The organism is Sphaerisporangium sp. NPDC051011 (assembly GCF_040653595.1).
In the GTDB taxonomy this organism is placed as follows: domain Bacteria; phylum Actinomycetota; class Actinomycetes; order Streptosporangiales; family Streptosporangiaceae; genus Sphaerisporangium.
This window is the reverse complement of sequence record NZ_JBFAGG010000006.1, coordinates 429,716-456,072: the sequence shown is the minus strand read 5'-3', so window position 1 is coordinate 456,072 and position 26,357 is coordinate 429,716. Positions and strand designations below refer to the sequence as shown.

23 protein-coding genes are annotated in these 26,357 nt (G+C 71.0%); 17 read left to right on the top strand and 6 right to left on the bottom strand.

Features of this window, described 5'->3' with window-relative positions; all coding sequences use genetic code 11:
- Nucleotides 1-311: 311 nt before the first annotated feature.
- A complete protein-coding gene (gene acs, locus AB0H21_RS17315; protein WP_358517263.1) occupies nt 312-2,288 on the bottom strand; it encodes an acetate--CoA ligase in 1,977 nt (658 codons plus the stop codon).
- A gap of 777 nt (nt 2,289-3,065) precedes the next feature.
- On the opposite strand from acs, the gene AB0H21_RS17310 reads away from it, so the two are divergent.
- The 9 genes from AB0H21_RS17310 (at nt 3,066) to AB0H21_RS17270 (ending at nt 11,382) form a co-directional block, all read left to right on the top strand.
- Nucleotides 3,066-3,908 carry an oxidoreductase gene (locus tag AB0H21_RS17310; RefSeq protein ID WP_358517262.1) on the top strand — a complete coding sequence of 281 codons (843 nt, stop codon included), beginning with the start codon at nt 3,066-3,068 and terminating at the stop codon, nt 3,906-3,908.
- A 1,241-nt stretch (nt 3,909-5,149) separates the two neighbouring features.
- On the top strand, nt 5,150-6,190 hold the full coding sequence (ssd, locus tag AB0H21_RS17305) for a septum site-determining protein Ssd (protein WP_358517260.1): 1,041 nt from the start codon (nt 5,150-5,152) through the stop codon (nt 6,188-6,190).
- The gene (locus tag AB0H21_RS17300; RefSeq protein WP_358517258.1) at nt 6,187-6,435 is read left to right on the top strand and encodes a hypothetical protein; all 249 of its coding nucleotides are present in this window, start codon (nt 6,187-6,189) and stop codon (nt 6,433-6,435) included. The genes ssd and AB0H21_RS17300 overlap by 4 nt, the downstream gene beginning before the upstream one ends.
- A 4-nt stretch (nt 6,436-6,439) precedes the next feature.
- A complete protein-coding gene (locus AB0H21_RS17295) occupies nt 6,440-7,600 on the top strand; it encodes a TadA family conjugal transfer-associated ATPase (protein WP_358517256.1) in 1,161 nt (386 codons plus the stop codon).
- Between the two features lie 172 nt (nt 7,601-7,772).
- Entirely contained in the window at nt 7,773-8,489 is a 717-nt protein-coding gene (locus AB0H21_RS17290) for a type II secretion system F family protein (RefSeq protein WP_358517254.1), read from the top strand.
- A 378-nt stretch (nt 8,490-8,867) separates the two neighbouring features.
- On the top strand, nt 8,868-9,617 hold the full coding sequence (locus tag AB0H21_RS17285) for a type II secretion system F family protein (RefSeq protein ID WP_358517252.1): 750 nt from the start codon (nt 8,868-8,870) through the stop codon (nt 9,615-9,617).
- Between the two features lie 322 nt (nt 9,618-9,939).
- Nucleotides 9,940-10,236: a DUF4244 domain-containing protein gene (locus AB0H21_RS17280; RefSeq protein ID WP_358517250.1), complete on the top strand. Its 297-nt coding sequence runs from the start codon at nt 9,940-9,942 to the stop codon at nt 10,234-10,236.
- 316 nt (nt 10,237-10,552) lie between these two features.
- Complete coding sequence (locus AB0H21_RS17275; protein ID WP_358517248.1) at nt 10,553-10,927, top strand: TadE family type IV pilus minor pilin; 375 nt, start codon at nt 10,553-10,555, stop codon at nt 10,925-10,927.
- Between the two features lie 29 nt (nt 10,928-10,956).
- Nucleotides 10,957-11,382, top strand: a complete 426-nt coding sequence (locus AB0H21_RS17270) for an Rv3654c family TadE-like protein (RefSeq protein WP_358517246.1) — start codon at nt 10,957-10,959, stop codon at nt 11,380-11,382.
- A gap of 179 nt (nt 11,383-11,561) precedes the next feature.
- Here the strand turns inward: AB0H21_RS17270 and AB0H21_RS17265 are convergent, their stop codons facing one another.
- Nucleotides 11,562-13,784 (bottom strand): DEAD/DEAH box helicase, encoded by a 2,223-nt coding sequence (locus tag AB0H21_RS17265; RefSeq protein WP_358517244.1) that lies wholly within the window; start codon nt 13,782-13,784, stop codon nt 11,562-11,564.
- 263 nt (nt 13,785-14,047) lie between these two features.
- On the opposite strand from AB0H21_RS17265, the gene AB0H21_RS17260 reads away from it, so the two are divergent.
- From AB0H21_RS17260 to AB0H21_RS17245, 4 genes are all read left to right on the top strand, one after another.
- The gene (locus AB0H21_RS17260) at nt 14,048-14,398 is read left to right on the top strand and encodes an STAS domain-containing protein (RefSeq protein WP_114029683.1); all 351 of its coding nucleotides are present in this window, start codon (nt 14,048-14,050) and stop codon (nt 14,396-14,398) included.
- 2 nt (nt 14,399-14,400) lie between these two features.
- Complete coding sequence (locus AB0H21_RS17255) at nt 14,401-14,874, top strand: ATP-binding protein (RefSeq protein WP_358517241.1); 474 nt, start codon at nt 14,401-14,403, stop codon at nt 14,872-14,874.
- 1,218 nt (nt 14,875-16,092) lie between these two features.
- Nucleotides 16,093-18,429 (top strand): sodium-translocating pyrophosphatase, encoded by a 2,337-nt coding sequence (locus AB0H21_RS17250; protein ID WP_358517239.1) that lies wholly within the window; start codon nt 16,093-16,095, stop codon nt 18,427-18,429.
- Nucleotides 18,430-18,542: 113 nt separating this feature from the next.
- On the top strand, nt 18,543-19,025 hold the full coding sequence (locus AB0H21_RS17245) for a histidine phosphatase family protein (RefSeq protein ID WP_358517237.1): 483 nt from the start codon (nt 18,543-18,545) through the stop codon (nt 19,023-19,025).
- Nucleotides 19,026-19,159: 134 nt separating this feature from the next.
- On the opposite strand, the gene serB is transcribed toward AB0H21_RS17245, so the two are convergent.
- Nucleotides 19,160-20,398, bottom strand: coding sequence for a phosphoserine phosphatase SerB (gene serB / locus AB0H21_RS17240; protein ID WP_358517235.1), 1,239 nt, complete (start codon nt 20,396-20,398; stop codon nt 19,160-19,162).
- Between the two features lie 112 nt (nt 20,399-20,510).
- Here serB and AB0H21_RS17235 point away from each other — a divergent pair, with 112 nt between their 5' ends.
- Nucleotides 20,511-21,398, top strand: a complete 888-nt coding sequence (locus AB0H21_RS17235; RefSeq protein WP_358517233.1) for a GNAT family N-acyltransferase — start codon at nt 20,511-20,513, stop codon at nt 21,396-21,398.
- A complete protein-coding gene (locus AB0H21_RS17230; protein ID WP_358517231.1) occupies nt 21,395-22,261 on the top strand; it encodes a lysophospholipid acyltransferase family protein in 867 nt (288 codons plus the stop codon). Before AB0H21_RS17235 ends, AB0H21_RS17230 begins: the two co-directional genes overlap by 4 nt.
- A 150-nt stretch (nt 22,262-22,411) precedes the next feature.
- On the opposite strand, the gene AB0H21_RS17225 is transcribed toward AB0H21_RS17230, so the two are convergent.
- The 3 genes from AB0H21_RS17225 to AB0H21_RS17215 all read right to left on the bottom strand — a co-directional run bounded on the left by AB0H21_RS17225 (nt 22,412) and on the right by AB0H21_RS17215 (nt 24,406).
- Nucleotides 22,412-23,035 (bottom strand): hypothetical protein, encoded by a 624-nt coding sequence (locus AB0H21_RS17225; protein WP_358517229.1) that lies wholly within the window; start codon nt 23,033-23,035, stop codon nt 22,412-22,414.
- Between the two features lie 489 nt (nt 23,036-23,524).
- Nucleotides 23,525-24,082 (bottom strand): hypothetical protein, encoded by a 558-nt coding sequence (locus tag AB0H21_RS17220; RefSeq protein ID WP_358517227.1) that lies wholly within the window; start codon nt 24,080-24,082, stop codon nt 23,525-23,527.
- A 108-nt stretch (nt 24,083-24,190) separates the two neighbouring features.
- Nucleotides 24,191-24,406 (bottom strand): S-adenosylmethionine:tRNA ribosyltransferase-isomerase, encoded by a 216-nt coding sequence (locus AB0H21_RS17215; protein WP_358517315.1) that lies wholly within the window; start codon nt 24,404-24,406, stop codon nt 24,191-24,193.
- 77 nt (nt 24,407-24,483) lie between these two features.
- On the opposite strand from AB0H21_RS17215, the gene AB0H21_RS17210 reads away from it, so the two are divergent.
- Both AB0H21_RS17210 and AB0H21_RS17205 read left to right on the top strand, forming a co-directional pair.
- Entirely contained in the window at nt 24,484-25,644 is a 1,161-nt protein-coding gene (locus AB0H21_RS17210) for a GAF domain-containing sensor histidine kinase (RefSeq protein ID WP_358517225.1), read from the top strand.
- A gap of 46 nt (nt 25,645-25,690) precedes the next feature.
- On the top strand, nt 25,691-26,326 hold the full coding sequence (locus tag AB0H21_RS17205) for a response regulator transcription factor (RefSeq protein ID WP_358517313.1): 636 nt from the start codon (nt 25,691-25,693) through the stop codon (nt 26,324-26,326).
- Nucleotides 26,327-26,357 lie beyond the last annotated feature (31 nt).

The following is a 26,357-nucleotide window of genomic DNA, read 5'->3' as shown; positions in this document are numbered from 1 at the left end:
GTCCCGTGCGAAAAGCGTAGGGCGCGGACCCGCAGCCGGATCCGCGCCCTGCCTATGGCCGCGCCTCCGGCACGGGGGGCGCTCTTCTAGGCGGCGTTCTTCCACCGTCCCACGCGAGGGCTCGTTCCTCACCCTCGCGCGTGCCGGCTCCAGAACACAGCCGCGCCCCGAACTGTGTCTATGGCCGCGCCTTCGGCACGGCGTGTTCGGGGCGCCCCTTTTGGCGGCGTTCTTCCGCCCTCAGACGCAAGGGATCGTCCCTCACCCTCGCGCCTGAGGACTCCAGAACACCGCCGCGCCTCGAACAGGGGTCAGTCCTCGCCGGCCGCCGAGGGGAGCTTGGCCGAGATCAGGTTCATCACCGAGCTGTCCGCGAGGGTGGTGACATCGCCGATGCTGCGGTTCTCGGCCACGTCGCGGAGCAGGCGCCGCATGATCTTGCCCGAGCGGGTCTTCGGCAGTTCGGGGACGACCAGGATCTGCCGCGGCTTGGCGATCGGGCCGAGCGCCTTGGCCACGTGGTCGCGCAGCTCCTTGGCGATGTCCGCGCTCTCCTCCGCGCTGCCGCGCAGGATCACGAACGCCACGATGGCCTGGCCGGTGATCGGGTCCGTCGCGCCCACGACGGCCGCCTCGGCGACCTTCGGGTGCGATACCAGCGCCGACTCCACCTCGGTGGTCGAGATGTTGTGGCCGGACACGAGCATGACGTCGTCCACGCGGCCGAGCAGCCACAGGTCGCCGTCCTCGTCCCGCTTCGCCCCGTCGCCGGGGAAGTACATGCCGTCGAAGCGCGACCAGTAGGTGTCGACGTACCGCTTCTCGTCGCCCCAGATGCCGCGCAGCATCGACGGCCACGGCTCGCGGACGACGAGGAAGCCGCCGCCGCCGTCCGGGACGGACGTGCCCTGGTCGTCCACGACGTCCGCGACGATGCCCGGCAGCGGGCGCATCGCGGCGCCGGGCTTGGCGGAGGTGACGCCCGGCAGCGGGCTGATCATGATCGCGCCGGTCTCGGTCTGCCACCAGGTGTCCACGACCGGGCAGCGGTCGCCGCCGATGTGCTCGCGGTACCAGACGTACGCCTCGGGGTTGATCGGCTCGCCCACCGAGCCGAGGACGCGCAGCGACGACATGTCGAACTTCGCGGGGATGTCGTCGCCCCACTTCATGAACGTCCGGATCGCCGTCGGCGCGGTGTAGAGGATGGTCACGCCGTACTTCTGCACGACCTCCCAGAAGCGCCCCTTGTGCGGCGTGTCGGGCGTGCCCTCGTAGATCACGCTGGTCGCGCCGTTGGCGAGCGGGCCGTACACGATGTACGAGTGGCCGGTCACCCAGCCGATGTCGGCGGTGCACCAGTAGACGTCGGACTCCGGCTTGAGGTCGAACACCGCGTGGTGCGTCCACGCCGTCTGGGTGAGGTAGCCGCCGGTGGTGTGCAGGATGCCCTTCGGCTTACCGGTCGTGCCGCTGGTGTAGAGGATGTACAGCGGGTCCTCGGCGTCGTGCTGCGGGGCCTCGTGGGTGTCGCTCTGCCGGTCCACCAGGTCGTGCCACCAGATGTCCTTGTCCGTGACCTGCACGTCCTGGCCGGTGCGGCGCACGACGAGCACGTGCTCGATGCCCGGGCACTCGGCGACGGCCTCGTCCACGGTCGGCTTGAGCGCGTTCGGCGCGCCCCGGCGGTAGCCGCCGTCGGCGGTGATGACGAGCTTGGCGTCCGCGTCCTGGATGCGGCCGCTGAGCGCGCTCGCGGAGAACCCGCCGAAGACCACCGAGTGGATCGCGCCGATACGTGCGCAGGCCAGCATGGCGATCGGCAGCTCGGGGATCATGGGCATGTAGATCGCCACGCGGTCGCCCTTGCCCACCCCGAGTTCGGTGAGGGCGTTGGCGGCCCTGCTCACCTCGCGCAGCAGGTCCGAGTACGTCAGGGTGCGGGTGTCGCCGTCCGGCTCGCCCTCCCAGTGGTAGGCGACCTTGTCGCCGCGGCCCGCCTCCACGTGGCGGTCGACGCAGTTGTAGGCCACGTTCAGCGTGCCACCCAGGAACCACTTGGCGAACGGCGGGTTCCATTCCACGGTGGTGTCCCAGCGGCGCCCCCACGTCAGGCGCTCGGCCGCGCGCTCCCAGAACCCGAGACGATCTCCCGCCGCCTCTTCGTAGGCGTCTGCTGAGACGTTCGCGGATGCCGCGAGGTCGGCCGGTGGCGCGAAGCGCCGGGTCTCGTGCAGCAGGTTCGACAGTGTCTCCTGGGTCTGGCGACCAGGGGTTTCCGGGGCCACTACGTACTCCTTCAGATGGCCTGGCTCGATAGGGCTGGATCCAACTTCACCAGTCTGCGGGCTGTGCGGACAAGGGGGACGGGCGGGCGACGCCGGGACGGCTACCTCCCCGCTGCAGTTCACAAACGACTTAACCCGGAGTCACAAAAGCAGCGGATTCGTTGCGGGAATGATATCGAAGGATAAATGCGGCAGTAGCAAGAGGGTTTCTCTCATCCCACGATGAACGGTACGAACCGCGCGCCGAACGGTCTTGCCCATTCGCGGATCGTGTGTACGCTGGGCGACTCTTGACCACTTCCTGGACATGTCCTGAACCGTCCGGTGGTTCCGGGGCGTGACGCCGGAGCGTACTTGACCTCCTGTTGACCTGCGCCGAAATCTACTCACCGGTATCGCGCGCGGCCCCCGCATGGTCGCCGCCTGGCCGGTGCGTGGCGGACGTCACACTATGCGCTGGTACGCGGCGTACTGCCCGGAGTGGCCGGTGTCGGGGCTTTGCATAGATCCCGAGCGGTTTGTTGTCCATGAGACCAGTGTGGCGCTCATCGTGCCACGAGGTGCGGTGATGTGCGGTGATGTGCGTTCACCGGTGGGAACGGCGCGCTCGGCGGGGACATTGGGCCGAGCAGTCGCTTTTGGGTCCCCGTCCGACCCGGAAAAGGGGCATTTCGGGCCTGGCGGGACCGGCGTGGCGTGACCTCGGCCCGGCCACGCTGATCGTCGGAGGTCTGCCCTCATCGATGCCGGTTCTACCCGCGGGTAAGGTCGGGTGGCGTGAGCGACCCATTGGCTGTCATCGCCGAGCTGCCCGGCGTCCCCGAGGCCGTGCGGGAGGCCCGCACGGCGGTCGACCGGCTGTACGGCCACCGCGTCCTGCGCCGCCGCCGTCCCGAGGTGACCGCGGAGTCGGTGCTGCGCGGCGCCCGCGCATCGGCCGCCCTGGAAGGGGCCGACATTCCGCTGGACGTGCTGCGGTCCGGGCAGGCGGAATCGGCCGCCGTCCAGGGGGCGCTGCGCGTGTCGTCCGAAGTGGGGCGTCTCGGTGACGTCTGGCGCACGGCGCCGCGCCAGGTGCTCGCGCGGCTGCACGTCCTGGCCGCCGCCGGCCTGGTGACGGACGAGAACCTTCTCGGGCGCCCGCGCACGGACCCCGTTCCCCCCTCGCCGGCGTCCTCGGGTCCGTCCGGTTTTTCCTCCGACCTTCTCGATCCGGACGTGGATCTCGGCCTCGGCCCCGCCCCCGGCGCGGAGGCCACGGCCGCGCGTATCGCCTCGCTGGCGGACCTGATCACCACACCGTCCGAGGCCCCCGCGCTGGTGGTCGCCGCCATCGTCCACGCCGAGATCGTCGTGCTCAGGCCCTTCGGGACGGCCGACGGCCTGGTGGCCAGGGCCGCCGAGCGGCTCACCCTCGTCGAGTTCGGCCTGGACCCGAAGTCCCTCGTGACGGTCGAAGCGGGCCACCTCGACCTGCGCGAGGCGTACGGCGAGAGCCTCCGGGGCTACCTGAAGGGGACCGCCGAGGGCGTGGGGGGCTGGGTGCGGCACTGCGCGGAAGCCGTCCGGCTGGGGGCGCGCGAGACCACCGCCGTGTGCGAGGCGCTCGAACGCGGCTGACCCGCCGTTGCCGCCTGTCGGCGACGGCGGAATCCGCCCGCCTGTCGGCTCTCGATGGAACGATCTTTCCAGGCATGTCGCGCCGGCCGCGCGCTTCGCAAGGCCCTGTGCGGGCCGGCTCGGGGCGCAGGTCGCGGGCCGGTGTCCTGATCGGCCCGGAAACGGGGTTTTCGGTTACTAAGGGACGCGGTCGTGGCGATGTGGTGTCGGGGCGGCGCGCGCCGTGCGCCGCGATGCAACAAAATCGGAACCGGTCGCCGATGGCGAGAAAATTTACGTCGCCAGACCGGCGATGGAGGAAAAGTTCAGGATCTTCGGTACCTGGCGAGCCCGCCCCGGACACAAGCGAACGGCGCCCCGGCTCGGGGACGCCGTCGCCAGTACGCCACACCGGGTTACCAAGCGTGCACCTCTAATCGTCGGAGCGGGACAAGCCCGTCTCGACACGCCTCCCGCGGCTGGTCGCGCGTGGGTGCCCGGCGGCCGTACTCGGACACTGGGTCCGTGTCACCTTTCTACGTCGGATTCGACCTGATGGGAACCCCCAGTGACAAGACCTTTACTGACTCGTGGACGGCCCGGAGCCTCTGCGGCACGGGCCCGCAGGTGGCCGCCCGTCCCGGTGTGCGCGGGTTCGCGGAGGTTCCTGACAGTCAGCTGTGAAACATCTACTGATCACCGACGGTGATGGGCGTGGAGGGGCCGATTTTCGCGTACTTCCAGTAGCCGCTCCGCTACGGCGGAAAAAAACTAGTGGAAATTAGAGATTGCTCCTCGACGGAACTCAAGTTCATCGGGCACCATACGTTGGTGTCCGCATGACCGTGGCGAAGGCGCTTGGGTAAGTTTTGGCACCCGCCTGCCGCGTCGCGGGCGCAGACGAAAGCTTTCTTCGAAAACGGGACCGGCTCTACCCCCCCGGAGCCGGACCGGTTGGCGACCCCCGCTCTCCCCCCCCGGCGGGGGTCGCCCTAATTTCCCCCCAAAGTCGCCCCTGGGCCCCCATCGCGGCGGCCCCCGCCTCCGGGCGCGATGGCTCCGGCGAAGGAGATCGCTCCGGGTGGGGGCGGGCGGCGTCGCTGTGTACGGAGACGGGTTGGTCTTCGCCGGGGACTTCGCTGTGGTGGTGACCCGGTGCGTGTCCGGGGACGGACGGGTTATCCACAGAACCTCGTTCGGGGCGTCGGGGGCCGTGCGGATTTCCGCACAGTGGGCCTCCCAGCGAACGAGGGAGACGCCCCATGCACCGCCCTTTGGTGATCACGGAAGACCAGGAACTGCTCGACGATCTTCTGCGTGTGGCGGCGGCCGCAGGCGTCGAGATCGACGTCGCGCACGCGGCTCCTCACGCACGTCCGTACTGGAGGCGCGCCCCGCTGGTCGTCGTGGGGGCGGACGCAGCCGACGCCCTGGCCGCCACAGGCCCTCCGCCGCGAACCGGCGTCCTCCTCGTGACGCGCGCCCCGGAAGACCCGGAGGTGTGGCGCCGATGCGTCGCCGTCGGAGCCCAGGCCGTGCTCGAACTGCCGTCCGCGGAACGGCGGCTGGTCGACGAGTTCGCCGAAGCATCGGAGCCTCTGGTCAGAGCCGGGCAGACCATCTGTGTCGTCGGAGGCAGAGGCGGCGCCGGTGCGAGCGTCCTCGCCGCGTCCCTGGCCCTCTGGGGCTCCCGGCGCGGCCTGCGCAGCCTGTTGGTGGACGCGGACCCGCTCGGCGGCGGCATCGACGTCGTCCTCGGCCAGGAACAGGCCACCGGCGCCCGCTGGCCGGACATCGTCGAGCGCGAGGGCCGGGTGAGCTTCGCCGCTCTCCAAGAGGCGTTGCCGACCTTCGGAGAGCTCACGGTGCTCTCCTGGGATCGCGGCGAGTCTCCGCCCATCCCACCCGAAGCGATGCGCGCCGTCCTCGGGGCGGCACACCGCGGCTGCGACCTGATCGTCGTCGACCTTCCCCGTCACATCGGCCCGGCGGCCGCCGAAGCCCTCTCACGCGCTGCGTCAACCCTCCTGCTCGTCCACGCCGACGTCAGAGGGGTCCTGGCGGCGTCCCAGGTGCTGATCGAGCTCCGCCGCCACACCTCGTCCCTGGCGGCGGTGGTCCGCGACGGGGCGCTGCGCGCCGAGGTCGTCTCCACGTCCCTCGGCGTCCCCTGCGCCGGCGTCCTCCCCGACCAGCGCGGCCTCGCCGAGTCCCTCAACCGGGGAGACGCCCCCTCGATCGGTCCCCGCACTCCTCTCGGCCGCTTCTGCGCCGGGTTTCTCGACGAACCGGAGCCCCGATGAGCCTCACATTCGCCGGTGTGCCGCCCTTGACGACCGCGCCGCCAGGGCTGGACGCCGTCGGCGCCGTGCACACGTGCGGCGAGTGCGCCGACGTCCTCCCCGGCCGGCGAGGACTGGCCGGCCGGGGAGGACTGGCCGAGTTCCTCAATCGGGGGGACGGCTCTTCGCTCCCCGCCGACGCCGACGCCCACGGGCGGCGAGTCTCCCGGCCTGCGCCCGCCGGCCCGCCGCTGGAACGGCCATGAGCCCATGAGCAGGGTGAGCGTGTCGCCGGAGCTTGTCGAGGCCGTCCGGGTACGGCTGGCGAGGACGGCGACGGAGCCGTCCGCCGCGCAGGTGGCCGCCGCGCTGCGCGCCGAGCGCGCGGTTCTGGGCGACGCCGAGATCCTCGCGGTCGCGCGTGCCCTGCGGGCCGACCTGATCGGAGCCGGCCCGTTGGAGCCCCTGCTCGCCGAGCCGGATATCACCGACGTTCTGGTCAACGGCGCGCGCGAGGTATGGGTCGACGACGGTCAGGGGCTTCGCCGCACCTCGGTGGTGTTCTCCAGCGAGGCCGACGTCCGGCGCCTCGCACAGAGGCTCGCCGCGGCGGCGGGCAGGCGCCTCGACGACGCGTGCCCGTACGTCGACGCCCGCCTTTCCGGCGGCGTACGGCTGCACGCGGTCCTCCCGCCTGTCGCGCCTGAGGGCACGTGCCTCTCCCTCCGGCTGCCGCCCCGCAGGTCGTTCACGCTGGAGGAACTCGTTCCCGGCCACGGCGCCGTGGCGCTCCGCGCGATCCTCGCCGCGCGGCTCGCCTTCCTCGTGACCGGAGGGACCGGAACGGGGAAAACAACACTTTTGTCCGCTTTGCTGTCCCTGGCCGATCCCGGCGAGAGGTTGCTCCTGGTCGAGGACTCCTCCGAGTTGCGCCCGCTTCACCCGCACGTCGTCCGCCTGGAGACCAGGCCGTCCAACCTGGAGGGCGCCGGAGAGGTGAGCCTGCGTGACCTGGTGCGCCAGGCCCTGCGCATGAGGCCCGACCGGCTGGTCGTCGGGGAGGTCCGAGGTTTCGAGGTAGTGGATCTCCTGGGTGCGTTGAACACGGGCCACGACGGCGGCTGCGGCACGTTGCACGCGAACAACCCCGCCGACGTGCCCGCGAGGCTGGAGGCGCTCGCCTGCGCCGCCGGGCTGACCCGCGAGGCCGTCCACAGCCAGATCGCGGCCGCGCTGGACGCGGTCATCCATGTGGTCCGCGACCCAGGCGGCGGGAAACGCAGGGTCGCCGAGATCTGCCTGGTCGAGCGTGCCCCATCCGGGCTTGTCCAGATGGTGCCCGCCCTGACCTTCCCCGCCCGCGGCGATCCCCTCCCGGGCCCGGCCCTGCCCTCACTACTCACCCGAGCCCCCGGCACGGTCGCCCCATGACCCGGCTGCCCGCCGCGTCGGCCTCTTCCGCCGAACCACCGCCGTCCGGTCGCTCCCGGAGCGGCCATGGCGCAGGGCCCCTTACCCCTTCATGGTCCACAGCGACCACCAAGCCCACCAAGCCAACAAGCCCGACCAACCACCAAGACCAGGCCACCAGGGGAGTGTGAACATGTTGACGGTGGCGGTGCTCCTGGCCATGGGAGCGGTGCTGACGTGGATCGGCCCCTCTCGTGCGGACCTTCGGCTGCGTGCGCTGATGAGCTCGCACGACGAGGTGGCGTGGTGGTCCGGCGTCCGCTTGGCGGAGTTCGTCCGGCGGACCGACCGTGCGCGGCGGGCCGCCGAGTGGCGCAGGGCATCGATCGAGCTGTGCCAGGGCATCGTGGCCGAGCTGTCGACCGGCCGCACTCCCGGAGAGGCTCTGGCGCGTGCCGCTTCGTGTCTGGATCCTCCGGATCCGGCCGTGCTCCGCCCGGTGGTCGCGATCGCCCGCGACGGCGGAGACGTGGCCACGGCTCTGGAACGCGCCGCCCCCGACCAAGGCGGCGAAGGCCTCGTCCGTCTCGCGGCCTGCTGGCGGGTCGGCCTCACCGTCGGCGGTGGATTGGCCGCGCTGATCGAGCGATTGGGCGGCTCCCTGCGGGAAGCGGAGGCACACCGCGCCGAGGTCTCGGCCCAACTGGCGGGGCCACGCTCCACGGCACGCCTGCTCGCGGGACTGCCCGCTCTCGGCCTGTTACTCGCGGCGGGCCTGGGGCTGCGCCCGCTCGAGTTCCTCTTCGGCAGTCCCGCCGGCTTCGCCTGTCTCGCCGTCGGCGTGCTACTGGACATCGCCGGCGTCTGGTGGACGAACCGGCTGGCGGCCCGCGCCCAACAGGCGGACTGACACCCGACTCACACAGGCCGGATCGCTGTGCCGTGCACAACGTGGACTGCCGGCACTTTGACGCGGGTCCGAGCTGCCTGGCTCTCCGAGCTGTGCCTGCTCAGCGTGGGGGTGCCTGCGGTCGCCAACGTCCGCGAGGCCGCCGGCGTGTCAGCCCGGCCTGCGAGATCGTCTACGTGGGCGGCGACCCGCCGGCGCTGGTCCACGCCCCGTGGCCGCGCCTGCGGCCGGACTTGGTTTCGCCGAGCGCCGCATCGCGACCTGCCGTACGGCTGAGAGTCGCCACGGCAGTCCCGAGACGGCCCCTGACCAGCCACTTTTGCCGTCCACAACCCTTACTTGCGCTGCGGGTGGTCCCGCTCGGCGATTGGATGCCCGATGAACGTTCTCCTGGCCGCCGGGGTGATGGCGGTCGCGGTGTGGCTGTGGGTGACGCCCTGCGACCCGGCCGAACGGCTGGCCGTCCTGTGGGGCATCGACCTGAGGCACAAGAACGGCGGCCGAGAGCAGGAGACGAGGCGAAGGCAGGAGACCATACGGCAGGCGTCGACTCTGGCCGCGACGGCCTTCGGTGGCCTGCTTTTCGTCGGCGGATGGGCGGGGCTGGTGACCGGTATCACGGTCGGCGTCGTCGTGGTGGTCATCCGCCGTCGCCGCAAGCCGGGGGACGTCCGTCGGCGGCACCAGCGCGTCATCGCCGATCTTCCGTACGCCCTTGACCTCATGGTCGCCTGCCTGCGGGCGGGGCAGCCCGTCGGCGGCGCCGTGGAGGCCACGGCGCAGGCGATCGGGGGACCTCTCGGCGAGAGCCTCGCCTGGGTCAATGGCCAGCTACGGCTCGGTGCCAGGCCGGAATCCGCCTGGCAGGCCCTGGAATCCGACCGTCCGCTGGCCGCGCTGGCGCGGGGCATGACGCGGGCCGCGCTGAGCGGGGCGCCGGTCGCCGACGTGCTGGCGAGGCTCGCCGACGACGCGCGCCACGAGTCCCGAACGGCCTCCTACGCCGCGGCCCGCCGCGTGGGCGTCCAGGTCGTCGCGCCTCTCGGCCTGTGTTTCCTGCCGGCCTTCGTCTTCCTGGGCATCATCCCGGTCGTCGCCGGCCTCGCCGCCCAGGTCTTCCACAGCTGACCCGACCACCGCCCCTCACCTACCCGCGAGCGAGGGCTGGGAGTACCGCCAGCCTTACCGGCCTGCCCTCCGGCAGTAAGCGACTGATCTCCCCGCCGGAGAAGACAGACCGGCCCCCAGACATCCCTGTAGGCGCCCTGCCGTTCGTCCGAGGAGCCCGCCTTGCCGACGGTTATCCACAGGCTCTGCCGCAGGTGGCTCCTTCATCCACAGAATCGCGCTCGGCCCCGGATTCGCCTGGTCGTCTGGGCCATTCTCGTCTCGCCCGCCGGGGCCGGGGCGGTCATCCACCGGCCCCGATGACGACTCAAGGGGAGGTCCGATGGACAGGTTGATCCACACATGCGGTGGGCGCATGCCGGCCGTGCGGCTGATCAGGAGCGGGCTCGGGGCCGGGCGTCTGCTGCGGAGGTGGGGCGAGCGGTTTCGCGTCTCCGGGCTGCGGCTCACCGTCATGGCGCGGCCCAGGGGCGAGGCGGGCATGTCGACCGCCGAGTACGCGGTCGGAACCATCGCGGCCTGCGCGTTCGCCGGCCTGCTCTACAAGATCGTCAGCAGTGAGGAGGTACGGAAGATGCTCTCGGACGTCATCGGCCGCGCGCTCAAACTGGCGACCTGAGGGCTGAAGTGGGGTGCGTGCCTGGGGCGGCCCCCGTCCAGCGACGGGGCCGTCCTGGGGGCGCAGGTCATCCAGGAACTTGATCTATGGGGGTATAGGCGTGTTTGGTGCTATTTGTACCGATTGGTTCTTCCGAGCAGGTCATAAGCGCGTTATGCCAAGCCTGTCGCGTTGTCGGCTCCGGTCCATGGGGTTGCGCTGGGTGGTAGGTCGACTTGCGGGGTTGTGGTTCCTGGTGGTGGACGTCTTCAGTCGCTCGTCACCAGGGTCGGGCGGTCGACGGGGGCGTGGAGCAAGGGCGTCCGACAGGGGGTCGGTGACGGCTGAGATGGCCGTGGCGCTGCCGTCGCTGGCGCTCGTGCTCGGAGCGGCGTTGTGGGCGCTCACGGTCGTCGCGGCCCAGTTGGAATGCGTCGACGCCGCCCGTGCGGGGGCGAGGGCCGCGGCGAGGGGCGAGCCGCTGGATGCCGTGCGCCACACCGCCGCACGGGCCGGGCCTCCCGAGGCGACCGTTTCGGTGGCCCGTCAGCCGAGCGTGAGCCGCGTCACCGTCTCGGCCTCGATACGGCCAGGCTGGGCCATCGCGGTACCGCCGATCTCGGTGAGCGCGTCCGCGGTGTCCACCACAGAGCCGGGTGCCGACGACCCGCCGCCGAGCAATGCCGACCCTCCCGCGAGCAGTGCGGATTGAAGTCCTGAGGTTCGACTGGGAAGGGGGTGATGGTCGCGGTGAGCCGGATGCGCGGGGGCTTCGGTGCGGGCACGTGCCGCAGGGCCGGGGGACGGCACCGCTCGCTGAGGCGGGTGGCCGGTGATCGTGGTTCGGCGACCGTCTGGGTGGTCGGGGCCATGGCGCTGGTCTGGTTGCTGGCCGGGGTGTTGCTGATGGCGGGCGTGACGAGGGTGGGGCGTCATCGGGCGCAGTCGGCCGCCGACCTCAGCGCGCTGGCGGGGGCGAGTCAGGCGCTCGCCGCTCCGGCACGGGCCTGCCGCCTGGCCCGCGATATCGCGCACGCCAATGGCGCCACTGTGAGCAGGTGCGCCGTTGACGCCGGAGTCGTGGACGTCAGCGTGGTCGTCCCGTTGACGATCCCCTGGGCGGGCCGCCGCTCGATCGTGGCAACCTCCCGAGCCGGCCCTCGCTGACCTGCCGCATCTCGGCTGGGCACCGCCCCCTTGCAATGCGGTCGGCGGCGCGGTGGTGGCCGGTGGTCCGAGGCGGCGGTCAGCGGTCGGCGGTCCGAGGTTGTGATGTCCCTGATCACCGACCCAACGCCCCCGAACCCACCCAACAGTTCGGGGCACGGGGGTGGGGGAGCGGGCGGTCAGGCGGGGTGGGAGGGGGTCAGGAGGGTTTCGAGGAGGGTCAGGGCGCCTTGTTTGTCCAGGGGGTCGTTGCCGTTGCCGCACTTGGGGGACTGGATGCACGAGGGGCAGCCTCGCTCGCATTCGCAGGACGCGATGGCCTCGCGGGTGGCCGTGAGCCAGTCGTGGGCGCGGGCGTAGCCGCGTTCGGCGAAGCCGGCTCCGCCTTCGTGGCCGTCGTACACGAAGACCGTGAGCAGGCCGGTGTCGAGGTGCACCTCCGTGGAGACGCCGCCGATGTCCCAGCGGTCGCAGGTGGCGAAGAGCGGCAGCAGGCCGATGGAGGCGTGCTCGGCGGCGTGCGCCGAACCACCGAGGTCGTACCCGGCCGCCAGGAGCGGGGCCACGGCCTCGGGCGGCAGCGTCCACCAGACGGCCCGGGTCCGCAGGGTGCGCGGCGGAAGGTCCAGAGGCTCCTCGCCGAGCACCTCGCCGCTCTGCACGCGGCGCTTGAGGAAGGAGACGACCTGCCGGGTCACCTCCACGGTGCCGAAGTGCAGTTCGCCCGGCCCGAACGGGTGCGAGCGCAGGGACTCCAGCACGGAGATGTCGGTGACATCCCTGGCGAAGGTGGAGTAGTCCGGCGTGGCCCCCGAGACGAGGGCGACGCTCGCGTCCAGGTCGAGCAGGTCGACGACGTAGGTGTCCCCTTGGTGGAGGTACACCGCTCCCGTGTGGACGGCGGTGTGGGCGGACGGCTCGTCCACGGTGCCGAGCAGCCGTCCCGTGGACGACTCCACGACGTGCACCGGGGGGCCGCCCGAGCCCCGGATGTCGGCGAGGTTGGCCGCGCGGTCGCGGCGGGTCCAGAACCACCCCTGGGCACGCCTGCGCAGCAGCCCCCGCTCCACGAGGTCGTCCAGGACCGCCTCCGCCGAGGGGCCGAACACCGGCAGGTCGGCCTCGGTCAGCGGGACCTCGGCCGCCGCCGCGCACAGATGAGGGCCGAGGACGTACGGGTTGTCCGGGTCCAGCACGATCGCCTCGACCGGCCGCCCGAAGAGGGCTTCGGGGTGATGGACGAGGTATGTGTCGAGAGGGTCGTCGCGGGCGATGAGCACGGCGAGCGCGTCCTGGCCGTCACGGCCGGCGCGGCCCGCCTGCTGCCACAGCGACGCCCTCGTGCCGGGCCAGCCCGCGATCAGCACGGCGTCCAGGCCGGAGACGTCGATGCCGAGTTCCAGCGCGTTGGTCGTCGCCAGGCCCGTGACGGCCCCTGACCGTAAAGCTTTCTCCAACGATCGCCGGTCCTCGGCGAGGTACCCGGCCCGGTACGCGGCCACCCTGGCGGGAAGCTCGGGGGAGATCTCCTCCAGGTTGCCGCGCGCGACGAGCGAGACCGTCTCGGCGGCGCGGCGCGACCGGACGAAGGCGAGGGTCCGCACGTCGTCGATCACCAGGTCGGTCAGCAGGTCGGCGGTCTCGGCCGTCACCGTGCGCCGGACGGGTGCGCCCCCCTCGCCCCGCAGATCGGTCAGGGGCGGCTCCCAGAGCGCGAAGGTAGTGGAACCCCGGGGAGACGCGTCCGAGGTCACCTCGGCCATCTCAAGCCCGGTGAGGCGCATCGCCGCGACCGCGGGGTCGCTGACCGTGGCCGAGACGAGGATGAACACCGGACGGGAGCCGTACTTCGCGCATATCCGGCGCAGCCGGCGAAGGATCTGGGCCACGTGCGACCCGAAGACGCCGCGGTAGCCGTGGCACTCGTCCACGACGACGACCTTCAGCCGCCGCCAGAAGGACGTCCACGCCGAGTGGTGGGGCAGCATCGACCGATGGAGCATGTCGGGGTTGGTCAGCACGTAGTTGGCGTGCCGCCGCACCCACTGGCGCTCATCGGGCGGGGTGTCACCGTCGTAGGTCGCCGCCCGCACCTGTTCGAGCTCCAGCCCCTTGAGCGACCGCAGCTGGTCGGCGGCGAGGGCCTTGGTCGGCGTGAGGTAGAGGACGGTGCCTCCGGAAAGGATCTCCGACACGGCCGGCACCAGGTAAGCCAAAGATTTTCCCGAAGCCGTGCCCGTGGCAATGATCACGTTTTGGCCACGATGTACCAGGTCGGCGGCCATCGCCTGGTGCTCCCAGAGGCCGTCGACGCCGAGATCTCTCAGGCGGCTGACGAGGGGCTCCGCAACCCAGTCCGGCCAATGCACATGACCCGCCTGACGTGCGGGAACGTGCTCCACATGGGTGACACGCTCCCGGCGTGCGGGTGTCGCGAGCAGGCGTGTGAGGATCGGGCCTGGTCGCCGCGAGGGTGAAGTAGTCGCAGTCACTGGTTTCCAGTTTGGCATCTTGGGGGAGAGTCGCCCGGAGTCGTGATTTCGTATAGACACGAAGACGGGGCGTGGTTGAATGCCGCGCGTCAGGGTATTGCGCGCTGGGACCCGGGGTCCCAGCATGTCAGACCCCTCATCGTGGACTCAGCAGGCAAGGCGCTGGAGGATCTGTGGACCTGAAGTTGGACCACCACACTGAAGACAGACTCACCATCGTGGAAGTCGAGGGTGAGATCGACGTCTATACCGCGCCGAGGCTGCGTGAGCTGCTGATCGACCTGGTCAACAAGGGCAACTTCCACCTCCTCGTCAACATGGAGAAGGTGGACTTCCTCGACTCCACGGGTCTTGGTGTCCTGGTCGGCGGGCTCAAGCGCGTTCGGGCGCACGACGGCTCCCTGGAGCTCGTCTGTACGCAGGAGCGCATCCTCAAGATCTTCCGGATCACCGGTCTCACGAAGGTCTTCGGGATTTACGCCTCGGTCGAAGAGGCCAAGGAAGCTCACGGCCGAGACAAGTAGTCATGGCCACCGTCGAGCTGACGTTCAGCGCGCTGCCGGCCCACGTGCGCACGGCGCGGCTGGTCGCGACCGCGATCGCCCGCCGTACCGGGGTGGCGGAGGCGCTGCTGGACGAAGTACGGCTCGCCGTGGGTGAGGCATGCTCACGGGCAGTGGAGGCGCATCGCATTCACTGCCCCGGCGAGCCGATCCGCATCGAGCTGTGCGACGAGTCGGGACGCTTCGAGGTCACCGTCACCGACTCCGCCCCGAGCGACGATCTCGAACAGGCGTACAAGGACGAGGACGGGCCGCCGGTAGCCGTCAACGGAACCGAGCTGGCCGGCCTACTTCCCGCCGACACGCTGATGTCCGGGTTCGGCATCGCCGTCATCGCCGCGCTGGCCGATGACGTCGAGGTGTACCCGAGCGCCAAGGGGCTGCGGATCAGAATGAGCTGGCCCGCCGCCGCGACCGGCTTCGCGACGACTCCCTGACGCGTCGCCGAGCCGCACGTCGGGAGTCCGACTCCCTGACGCATCACCGGACCGCGTGACGGGGATCGAAGCGATTCCGAAACCACCTCCGAGCGTCTCGGACCTGGTGTCCGAGCGCTCCGGCGGAGGCGAGGCCGCGCGCGAGCGTCGTGGAACGGTCCGCGCCGGACGTGAGCGCCGTCCGCCGGCGTGCCGTGTCCCGCCTACCGGTGTCCGAGGCCGACAACGGGCCCGTACCGGCGTCCGAGGCCGACGAGCGGCTTGTGCCCTGCGTCTGAGGCCGGCAAGCGCTCCCAGTCGGGCATGCGGCATCTGCCGGTGTCCGACGTCGGCAAGCGGCTGGAGCTGCCGTGCGTGATCGACCGGCCTGTCGCCGTAGCCTTTCCCTTACCGGTGCGCCCTCGGGAACGGCCGCGGCTTCGAAGCGGCTCCCAGCAGCATCGGCCGCCCGTGTAAGCCCCAGAAGAACACGGCCGGACCTCCCGATGAACAGAACCGCACCATGATCCAGAGCCGGTCCGTGGGCCCGGCCGCCTCACCCGTGCCACGAGGCTCCATGGAGCCAGGGCAGAACTTTGCCTGCGAGCCGAACACCCAACCGGGACACCCGCCGTACGCGGCGCCGACATCGCCGCCGGCCCTTCCCGCCGCCGCGGCGTTGAACAGGGCGAGGGCTTGGCGTGTGGGTCGGGTCTCGGGGTGGGGGCTGGTGGTGGTGACGGGAAGAGGAAAGGTTTGTGGCGGTTTTGTGACGGCGGTGTGAAGGGAGGAAAATGGGGCAAGGGGAAAAGTTTGGGCGGAGGGCCGGCTGATCATCTCTGACGGGTATGCGGCGTCGGTCCGGAGTGTCGGAGGCGGGGGCGGCAGGTATGTCTCCGGAGTTATGGACACAAAGCTATGGCAATAAATCCCTGACGGTAATCCGGGCGTTGCGCGGCATCGTGCCTGGAAAACCATGTCCTTGCGGGGCAAAGGCGCGGCGCTTACTGGACGGAGCCCTAATTAGCTGGCCGAAGAGGCTTCATATCTGGCGCGTGCCTGCGTAGACTCCCCGCACCGGCCAAGGTTTATGTCCCCGCAGATCGACGATGCCCTGCGGGAGGTCTGCGGACGTTACCGGAAGCGGCACTGCCAATCCAGCTCGGATGCGCGCCGCCCCCCGACTCATTCCGCAGCGCGGTCTGAGCTTGGACCTACCCGTCTGGCCGAGGAGGACGGATGTCTAGGCTCTATCTCGCCGCTGACGACGCCGCAGCGGTATCTCTAAGCGGTTCCCACCTCACGATCGTGATCGTGGTGGCCGCGGTGGCGCTGATCGCGCTGGCCGTCGCGGGCGGTCTCGTCCGCGAGGTGCTCGGCGCCGGTCAGGGCACCGAGCGTATGCAGAACATCGCGCGCGCGGTGCAGGAAGGCGCAGCCGCCTATCTCACGCGGCAGTTCAGAACTCTTGCCATCTTTGTCATTCTCGTCCCATTCCTGCTGCTGTTGCTGCCGTCGGAGTCGACCGGCGTGGCCATCGGGCGCTCGGTCTTCTTCGTGGTCGGCGCGGTGTTCTCCGCGCTGACCGGCTTCATGGGCATGTGGCTGGCGGTGCGGGGTAACGTCCGCGTCGCCGCCGCCGCCCGTGAGGCGGGCGAGAAGCCGGCGATGCGCATCGCCTTCCGTACCGGCGGCGTGGCCGGCATGTTCACGGTGGGCCTGGGCCTGCTGGGCGCGGCGATCGTCGTCTTCATCTACAAGGGCGACGCGCCCAGCGTCCTGGAGGGCTTCGGCTTCGGCGCGGCGCTGCTCGCGATGTTCATGCGAGTCGGCGGCGGCATCTTCACCAAGGCGGCCGACGTGGGCGCCGACCTGGTGGGCAAGGTCGAGCAGGGCATCCCCGAGGACGACCCCCGCAACGCGGCCACGATCGCCGACAACGTGGGCGACAACGTCGGCGACTGCGCCGGCATGGCGGCCGACCTGTTCGAGTCCTACGCGGTCATGCTCGTCGCCAGCCTCATCCTGGGCAAGGCGGCCTTCGGCACCGAGGGCCTGGTGTTCCCGCTGATCGTCCCCATGATCGGCGTGCTGACCGCGATCATCGGCATCTTCACCACGGCTCCGCGCAACGGGGATCGCTCCGGGATGGCGGCGATCAACCGAGGTTTCTTCATCTCCGCGGTCATTTCGGCGGTCCTGGTGGCGGTGGCGGCCTACGCCTACCTGCCCGCGACGTTCTCCGAGCTCAGCGGTGTGAGCGCCGGCGTGGCGCAGCTCGACGCCGACCCGCGTCTGATCGCGATCGGCGCGGTGCTGGTCGGCCTGGTGCTGGCGAGCGCGATCCAGGTGCTCACCGGCTACTTCACCGAGACCAACCGCCGTCCCGTGAAGGAGATCGGCGAGAGCTCGCTGACCGGCCCGGCGACCGTCATCCTGTCCGGCATCTCGGTCGGCCTGGAGTCCGCGGTCTACTCCGCGCTGCTCATCGGCGGTGCCGTGTACGGCGCGTTCCTGCTGGGCTTCGGCAACGTGACGGTGGCGCTGTTCGCCGTCGCCCTGGCCGGTACGGGACTGCTGACCACGGTCGGCGTCATCGTGTCGATGGACACCTTCGGCCCGGTCTCCGACAACGCCCAGGGCATCGCCGAGATGTCGGGCGACGTCGAGGGCGAGGGCGCGCGGATCCTCACCTCCCTGGACGCGGTCGGCAACACCACCAAGGCCATCACCAAGGGCATCGCGATCGCGACGGCGGTGCTCGCCGCGACGGCGCTGTTCGGGTCGTTCCGTACGGCGGTCGAGCTGAAGCTGGCGAGCGCGTCCGCCGGGGTGAAGGAGGCTCTCGGTTCGTTCAGCTCGTTCAGCCTGAGCGTGGACGCGCCGAACGTGCTCGTCGGCCTGGTCATCGGCGCGGCGGTCGTGTTCTTCTTCTCCGGGCTGGCGATCAGCGCGGTGGGCAGGGCGGCCGGGCGCGTGGTGTACGAGGTCCGCGAGCAGTTCCGCACCAAGCCGGGCATCATGTCCGGCGCCGAATTGCCCGACTACGGCCGCGTGGTCGACATCTGCACCCGCGACTCGCTGCGTGAGCTGGCGACGCCGGGTCTGCTCGCCGTCATGACGCCGATCGCGGTCGGTTTCGCCCTCGGGTACGCGCCGCTCGGCGCCTACCTGGCGGGCGCGATCGCCGCGGGCACGCTGATGGCGGTGTTCCTGGCCAACTCCGGTGGCGCGTGGGACAACGCCAAGAAGCTGGTCGAGGACGGCCACCACGGCGGCAAGGGCTCAGAGGCGCACTCGGCCACGGTCATCGGCGACACCGTCGGCGACCCGTTCAAGGACACCGCGGGTCCGGCCATCAACCCGCTGATCAAGGTCATGAACCTGGTGGCCCTGCTGATCGCCCCGGCCGTCGTGACCTACGCCGACAACGCGGTGCTGCGCGTCGGCGTCACGCTGGTCGCGGTGGTGATCGTGGTCGGCGCGGTGGTCGTCTCCAAGCGGCGCTCGACGGGCATCGCCCCGGCGAACGAGGACCCGAGCGCGCGGGCCGAGCCCGCGAAGGTCTCCAGCTAGTCCGCTTCCTGGCCGCCGCGCCGAGCGCGCGGTGAGGTCCGGGGACGCGAAACCTGCGGCTACCGCCCGAGGCTGGGCGGTAGCCGTACGCGTGTAATGGGATAGTTGAGGGGATGAACACGCTGATCGTCCTGAGACACGCCAAGGCCGCGCACGTCCCCGGGCTGGCCGACCGGGAACGTCCGCTGACGCATCGCGGCGAGCGCGACGCCGCGCGTGCCGGGCAGACCTTGAAGGCGATGGGCCTGTCTCCGGATCTTGTGCTGTGCTCGCCGTCCCTGCGGACGCGGCAGACCGCCGAGCTGGCCCTGGCGGACCTCGCGCCCGCCGCTCCGCTGCACCTGGAGAGCGAGATCTACGAGGCGTATCCGGACGAGCTGCTCGAACTGATCGGGCGCACCGACGACGACGTCTCGACGCTGCTGCTGGTCGGTCACAATCCGGGCGTGCATGAGCTGGTCGTCAACCTGAGCCTGTCGCGCGACGACGAGGGCTTCCCGCCGGGGGCGTTCGCGGTGCTGGAGACGGGCGGCTGGGCCGGGCTCGGCCCGGGCGACGCGCGGGTGATCAGCCGCTGGACGCCGAAGCACGACTGAGGCGCCGCAGGGCGGCTGAGGCGCCGCAGGGCGGCTGAGGCGCCGCAGGGCGGCTGAGGCGCTGATGGGCGACTGAAACAGAGACCGGTAGGGGCGCCGACGCGTCCGGGCGCGGTGGCGCGCCCGGGAACGCGTCAGTGGTGCGGGCTTCCCGCCGCGGGCGGCGTCAGGCCGTCCTCGGCGTCGGCGGCCTCGACCTCCTCGCGGGAGATGCCGAGCAGGTAAAGGATCGTGTCCAGGTAGGGGACGTTGACCGCGGCGTCGGCGGCCTGCCGCAGCACGGGCTTGGCGTTGAAGGCGATGCCGAGCCCGGCGGCGCCGATCATGTCGAGGTCGTTGGCGCCGTCGCCGATGGCGACCGTCTGGTTGATCGGGATGCCGGCCTCCCGCGCGAACCGCTCCAGGGCGCGGGCCTTGCCCGGACGGTCGACGATCTCGCCGACGACGCGGCCGGTGAGCTTGCCGTCCACGACTTCCAGGGTGTTGGCGGCGGAGTAGTCGATGCCGAGGTCCTCCACCAGAGCGTCGGTGATCTGGGTGAAGCCTCCGCTGACGATGGCGAAGCGGTAGTCCAGGCGCTTGAGCGTGCGTACCAGGGTGCGGGCGCCGGGGGTGAGGACGACCTCCTTGCGGACGCGCTCGAAGACGTCGGCGGACAGCCCTTCGAGCAGCGCCACCCGCTCGCGCAGGGAGGCGGCGAAGTCGAGCTCGCCGCGCATCGCCGCCGAGGTGATCTTCTCGACCTCGTCCATGCAGCCGGCGTGGTTGGCGAGCAGCTCGATGACCTCGCCCTGGATGAGCGTGGAGTCGACGTCCATGACGATCAGCCGTTTGGTGCGACGGTGGAGCCCGGAGCGCTGGACGGCGACGTCGACCTGCTGGAGGACGGCCTCGGCCGCCAGCGCGGTGCGCAGGGCTGCCGGGTCGGCCCCGGAGACCTCCAGCTCGATGCACGTGACCGGCAGGTGCGCCAGCCGCTCGATGCGGTCGATGTTGGCCCCGGCGGCGGCGATGCGGCCCGCGATGCCGGCGAGGGCGGCGGGGTGCAGCGGGTTGCCGAGGACGGTGACGTGGAGGCGCCCTCTGCGGCGCTTCTCCTTGGTATCGGTGCCGGTGGCGAGCTCGACCTCCATGCCGAGGTCTTCGGCCACGCGCTCGATGGCCGCCCACATGGCGCCGATGGTGCCACCGGTTCCCGTGGGTGGGCCCCCGGCGTACATGACGAGCACGCCGAGGACCAGGCGGCCGCGGATGACGACCTGTTCGACGTCGACGACGTTCACCGGGAAGGACGCCAGCGTGCTGAACAAGCGGGACGTCACCCCGGGCCGGTCGGGGCCGGTGAGTGTGATCAAAAGCGTGCGCTGCTTCATCGGGCATAACGCTACCGACCGCTCAGAGTGAACGCGTAAGCGGTTCACCATACGGACGGGAGATGGTCATCTCCCCATGTCTTCATGGGTATGCCACACGAGGAGGCATGCCATGACCCAGGTCTTCACCGACCGTGTCCACGGCGCGAGCGACTCCGTCGCTCAGGCCGCCGTGCCCGCTGGTCCCCCCACAGCCGCCGCCCCCGCCGGTCTTCCCGATCTCTCCAGACTGAATGGACTGAACGGACCGAACGGACTCGCCGGAGCCCCGAGGCTTCCGGAACGAGGTCTGACCGACGCGCGCGGACGATACACGGTGGGGTTGGCCAGGACGCCCGCCGATCTGCGCGCGGCGCAGCGGCTCCGCTACGAGGTGTTCGCCGAGGAGATGGGAGCCCGGCTGGACTCGCCGGTCTCCGGGCTGGACGTGGACAGGTTCGACGCCTATTGCGACCACCTGCTGGTGCGCGAGGGCGACACGGTGGTCGGCACGTATCGGATGCTGGCGCCGGGGCGGTCGGACCGGCTCTACTCCGACGGCGAGTTCGATCTGTCGGCGCTTTCCGGCATCCGGGGCGGCATGGTCGAGGTCGGGCGTACGTGCGTCCACCCCGCGCATCGCGGCGGCGCGGTGATCGGCCTGATGTGGGCGGGAATCGCCCACTACATGGTCAGCGGCGGCTTCAGCTGGCTGGGCGGCTGCTGCTCGATCCCGCTGGACGACGGCGGGGCGGCGGCCGCGGGCGTGCTGGACAAGATCCCGCTCGGGCCGGAGGAGTACCGCGTGACGCCGCACCGGCAGTGGTCCGGTGAGGGCGTGATGCGTCCGGACCGGTTCGTGATCCCGCCGCTGCTGCGCGGCTACCTGCGGCTGGGCGCGTGGATCGGCGGCGCCCCGGCCCACGACCCGGAGTTCGGTACGGCGGATTTCTTCGTCCTGCTGTCGCTGGCCAATGTCGACGTCCGCTACCTGCGGCACTTCCTCGGGGCGACCGAATGAGCTGGCTTCCTGTGGCGTCGTGCACGGTCGCCTCGTGCGTGACGGCCCCGGCGCGGACCGTGGGCCCGGTCCGGCGGGTGCTCCGCGTGCTGGGCGCCCTCGCGGTGGTGGTCGCGGGCGTCCCGTGGTCGTTCGCCGCCCGCTGGTTCGACGAGAAGCGGCGCAGTGAGATGAGCATGAGCTGGGCCCGGGCGCTGCTGCGGGTGCTGGGCATCCGCCTGGAGGTCGTGCAGGGGTTCTCGGTGCTGGGCGGTTCGGCCGTGCTCCCGGTGCAGGAACCGGCGCGGGGAGGCACGCTGCTGGTGGCCAACCACGTCTCGTGGCTGGACCCGCTGGTGGTGGCGGCGATCATGCCGTGCAAGCCCCTGGCCAAGAGCGACATCGCCGGGTGGCCGGTGATCGGCTCGCTGGTCGCGGGCGGCGGCGCGATCTTCATCGACCGGGAGCGGCTCTCGACGCTGCCCGGCACCGTGCGGGACGTCGCGGACGCGCTCGCCGCGGGACACGACGTCGCCGTCTTCCCCGAGGGCACGACGACGTGCGGCCGGGGCATGGGCCCGTTCCGTCCGGCGATGTTCCAGGCGGCGATCGACGCGGGCGCGCCGATCCGGCCGATCCGGCTGCGTTTCCGCGACGGCGACCAGAACCCGGCGACGGGGCCGGCGTTCGTGGGCGACGACACGCTGCTGGCGTCGCTCGGACGGGTGATCGCTGCGCGCGGTCTGGTGATCGAGGTGACGATGTTCCCGGTGATCGCCTACGCGCCGGACAGCGGCGTCTCCCGGCGGTCGCTGGCGGGCATCGCGCACGCCACGGTCTCCGGTGACTCCCCGCGGCGGCACGACGCGCTCATGGCGGCCTGAGGTTCCAGGCGGCGCTCAAGGCCGGAGCGTGGGGCTCCGGCGTGACGCCCGGGAGGCGCCACGGCGCGAGCGGCGCGCGGCGCGGTCGCGCGGGATCCGCCGCGGCGGAGGGTCGCCCGGCCGTTCGCGGGCGGACGACCCTCGGCGCGGTCAGTCGGCGATCTTGGTCTTCACGGACTTGGTGAAGTACCAGCTCTTGATGCCGATCTTCTTCAGTTCCTCGCGGCTGAGGTTCTCCGAGCCGGTCGGCCAGTCCCAGCTGTTGACGCCGAGCTTCGCGGCCACCGTGCCCTTGGTGGACTTCTTGAGCCGGACGGTGATGGTCAGCCAGCTGTCCTCGCCCTTCTCCAGGACGTGGGGCGGCCAGCACCAGAAGCCGTCGTAGTAGAAGCCGCACTTGGTGCCCTTCGGCCCGTCGAAGTACACCGTGCCGCGGATGCCCTTGGGGAGGGTGCCGCCGAGGTAGAAGTCGTCGGCCGTCCACGGGCCCTTGTTGAGGCCCTTGATGCGGTAGGTGATCTCCCCGCCCCGCTTGGCCTTCTTCGGCCCGGTGACCTGGACGGAGAAGCTCGAGTACGCGTCGTCGGCCGTCTTCGCCGTGGTCGTGGCGGTGCCCGTCGAGGCGGCCGAGAGGAACGAGTGGGGCGTCGCGCTGGTCGCGCGGGACGCGCGGGTGACCGGCTCCGCTGAGGCCGGGGTGGCGGCCAGGAGCAGGGCGCCCGTCATCGGGACGGCCACGGCCGCGGTCGCGATCTTGGCGATCGGGTGGCGCATGCAGGATCTCCAGATTGTGGGGGACGGACGGGGGCCACGGGCTCGCGCGTCGTGGGAACGTTCCCGTGACGCGAGGCCGCGCGGTCCCGTACGCCGGGGGGGACGCGAAGGTTCCCGGCGCGGTGGAGCGTGGGTTCCCGGGCGGGAGGGGAACCGTTCCCCGGCGGTGGTAAGGGAGGCCGCCTGGGACGTGAGAAGCCCGGGTGCGGGAGTCGCCGAAGACCCCGGAACGGGTGCCTCGGGGGAAACCCACGGTAAGCGGCACCTTTTTTATCATGATCCACGATGGGGTACGACTTTTTTACAGTTTATCCACAAATGATTACTCAGAAGCGGACGAGATATCTCTGAGTAACGGAACAGAATAACGACGAGGCGGCCACCGGTGTGTCCGGTGGCCGCCTCGTCAGGACCCGCGGGCGTCACCGCCCCCATGAAGGGCGCACGCCTGCCGCGTACACGCGCTCGTCCAGGGCGTGAGCCCTGTGATCAGCGCACGATCTTGGTCTTGAAGTTCTTCCAGAGGATCTCGTCCTGGATGTCGAGCTTGTTGAGCTCCTCCTCGTTGGTGATGTCGACGCCGGAGGGGACGTCGATGGAGAAGTGGCCGAACTCCGCGACCGCCGTGCCACGGGTGCTCTTCTTCAGCCACACCTTCACCTTGAGCCCGGCGGACTTGCCCGGCTCGAGGGTGTCGTAGATGCAGAACAGGCTGCGGCCGGAAAGCTCGCAGTACGCCTTCGACTTGCTCACGACGCGGACCTTGCTCGCGCCCTTGGGAAGGGTGCCGAAGAGCCCGGCGAGGTCGGTCGCCCACTCGCCCTTGTTGGTGCTCTTCAGCGTGTAGGTGATCGTGCCGCCGGCGCGGACGGCCTTGTCCCAGACCACCTTGGTGGTCAGCGGGGACTGCGGAGCGGCGGCCACGTGGGCGGCGCTCGCGGAGGCCGACGCGGCCGTGGTCGCCGCCGTGGCCGGGGCGGCGAGCGAGGCGCCCGCGAGGGATCCGGCAATGGTGAGTGCGGCGAGAGCGGAGAGGTGCCGTCGCATGGAGTGTTCTCCCGTTGAGTGACTGAACGACGTGTCAAGCATCGAACATCAGACTTGGAACGTCCTTGTATGTCACTTTATTGGATATTTACACGGGCACGATCAGGTTTAGGTCTCCGAATTCATGCCAAAGGTATCTTTCGCGCAACGCCTCCTCGTACGACCGCGCGACCAGTTCCTCGCCCGCGCGTCCTTCTCCGGCGAGGCGACCCCGGTGCGCAGGGTGATCGGCGCGATCAGGATCCCCCGGGTGACCAGCGCGGTCACCAGCTCGTGGCTGAACGGCCGCCCGGCGCTCGGCATCTCGGCGGACCCGGGCCGCACCCCGAACACCGTCTGGTACGCCGACGGCGGCCAGTCGTGGTCCACGTACGCATAGCCGCCGCGCCTACAGTGTGGGCGTGGAATCCGACAGCGGCGAGCGGGGCCTGACGGGCGGCGACCGGGACGCCGTGCTGCACGCCGTCAGCTCCGCGGTGCTGGCCGTGACCCGGCACCTGTCGGTCCGCGAGGTGCTGCAGGTCATCGTCCGCTCGGCCCGCACCCTGCTGAAGGCCCGCTACGCCGCCCTGGGCGTGCCCGACGACGACGGCTCGTTCGCCGAGTTCGTCGCCGAGGGCGTCAGCGACAAGCAGTGGGACGCGATCGGCCCGCTGCCCCGCCAGCACGGCATGCTCGCCGCGATGCTCAGGGACGCGGAGCCGGTGCGCCTGCCCGACATCCGCGAGGACCCGCGCTTCGAGTGGTGGCCGAGCGCCCACCCGGTGCTCAAGGACTTCATCGGCGTGCCCATCCGCGACGCCGACCAGGTGCTCGGCATCATCTTCCTGTCCAACAAGCGCACGCCCGGCGGGTTCAGCCCGGCCGACCAGGACCTGCTGACGCTCTTCGCCGCGCACGCCGCGATCGCCCTGACCAACGCCCGCCTGTACGAGCGGGGCCGCGAGCTGACCGTCGTGGAGGAGCGCACCCGCATGGCGCGCGAGCTCCACGACGCGGTGACGCAGAAGCTGTTCTCGCTGCGGCTCACGGCCCAGGCGGCGGCGTCGCTGATCCGGGACGACCCCGAGCGGGCCCTGGCCGAGATCGACCGCGTGCAACGGCTGGCGGGGGAGGCGCTGGCCGAGCTCAGGGCCGTGATCGTCGAGCTGCGCCCGGCCGCGCTGGACCGGCACGGGCTGGTCGAGACGTTGCGCAAGCACGTCGCCCTGCTCGACCGCCTCTACTCGGAGAAGATCACCTTCGACGCCCCGGAGGACGGGCACGCGTGCGGCCTGCCTCCCGCGACCGAGGTCACGGTGCTGCGCGTGGCCCAGGAAGCCGTCCACAACGCCCTCAGACACGCGCGCGCCTCGTCCATAGCGGTACGCCTGCGGCTGCCCGGATCACGCCTCACGCTCGAAATCAGCGACGACGGGGGCGGTTTCGAGGTGGACGGCCCGACGTCCCGGGGACTCGGCCTGGTCTCGATGCACGGCCGGGCGGAGGGCGTGGGCGGGTCGCTGCGCGTGGCCTCGGAGCCGGGCGCGGGCACGACGGTCTACCTGGAGGTGCCCGCGTGACCACTCGTGAGGCCGCCCGCGTTCCCGGAGGTGCCGCGTGAGCGCCGTGGTCCGCGTCCTCATCGCCGACGACCACCCGGTGGTGCGCCAGGGCCTGCGCACGTTCCTGGACCTGCAGGACGACCTCGACGTCGTCGGCGAGGCGTGCGACGGGGCCGAGGCCGTGGAGCTGGCCGCCTCGCTCGCCCCGGACGTGCTGCTGCTCGACCTGAAGATGCCCGTGCTGGACGGCCTGGGCGCCCTGCGGCTGCTGGCCGAGCGCGGCCTCGGCGTCCGGGTCATCGTGCTGACGTCCGTGAGCGACCCGGGGGACGTCGCGCCGGCCATGCGTTCGGGGGCCTCGGGCTTCATCTACAAGGACGTCGACCCGGGCGCGCTGGTGCGGGCGATCCGCGCGGTGCACGGCGGCCAGGTGCTGCTCGCGCCCGAGGCGGCCGAGGCCATGCTCGCCGGGCCGGACGCGGAGGCGCAGGACGGTCCTGGGCCGCTCGCCGTGCTGACCGAGCGCGAGCGCGAGGTGCTGGCGCTGATCGCGTCAGGGCGGTCGAACCGCGAGATCGCCCGTGAGCTCGTCGTCGCCGAGAAGACCGTCAAGACCCACGTCTCGAACGTGCTGATGAAGCTCGGCGTCCAGGACCGCACCCAGGCGGCGCTGTACGCCGTGCGTCACGGGCTCGCCTGAGGCGGTTCCGCCGCGCCAGGGCCGGGGCCGC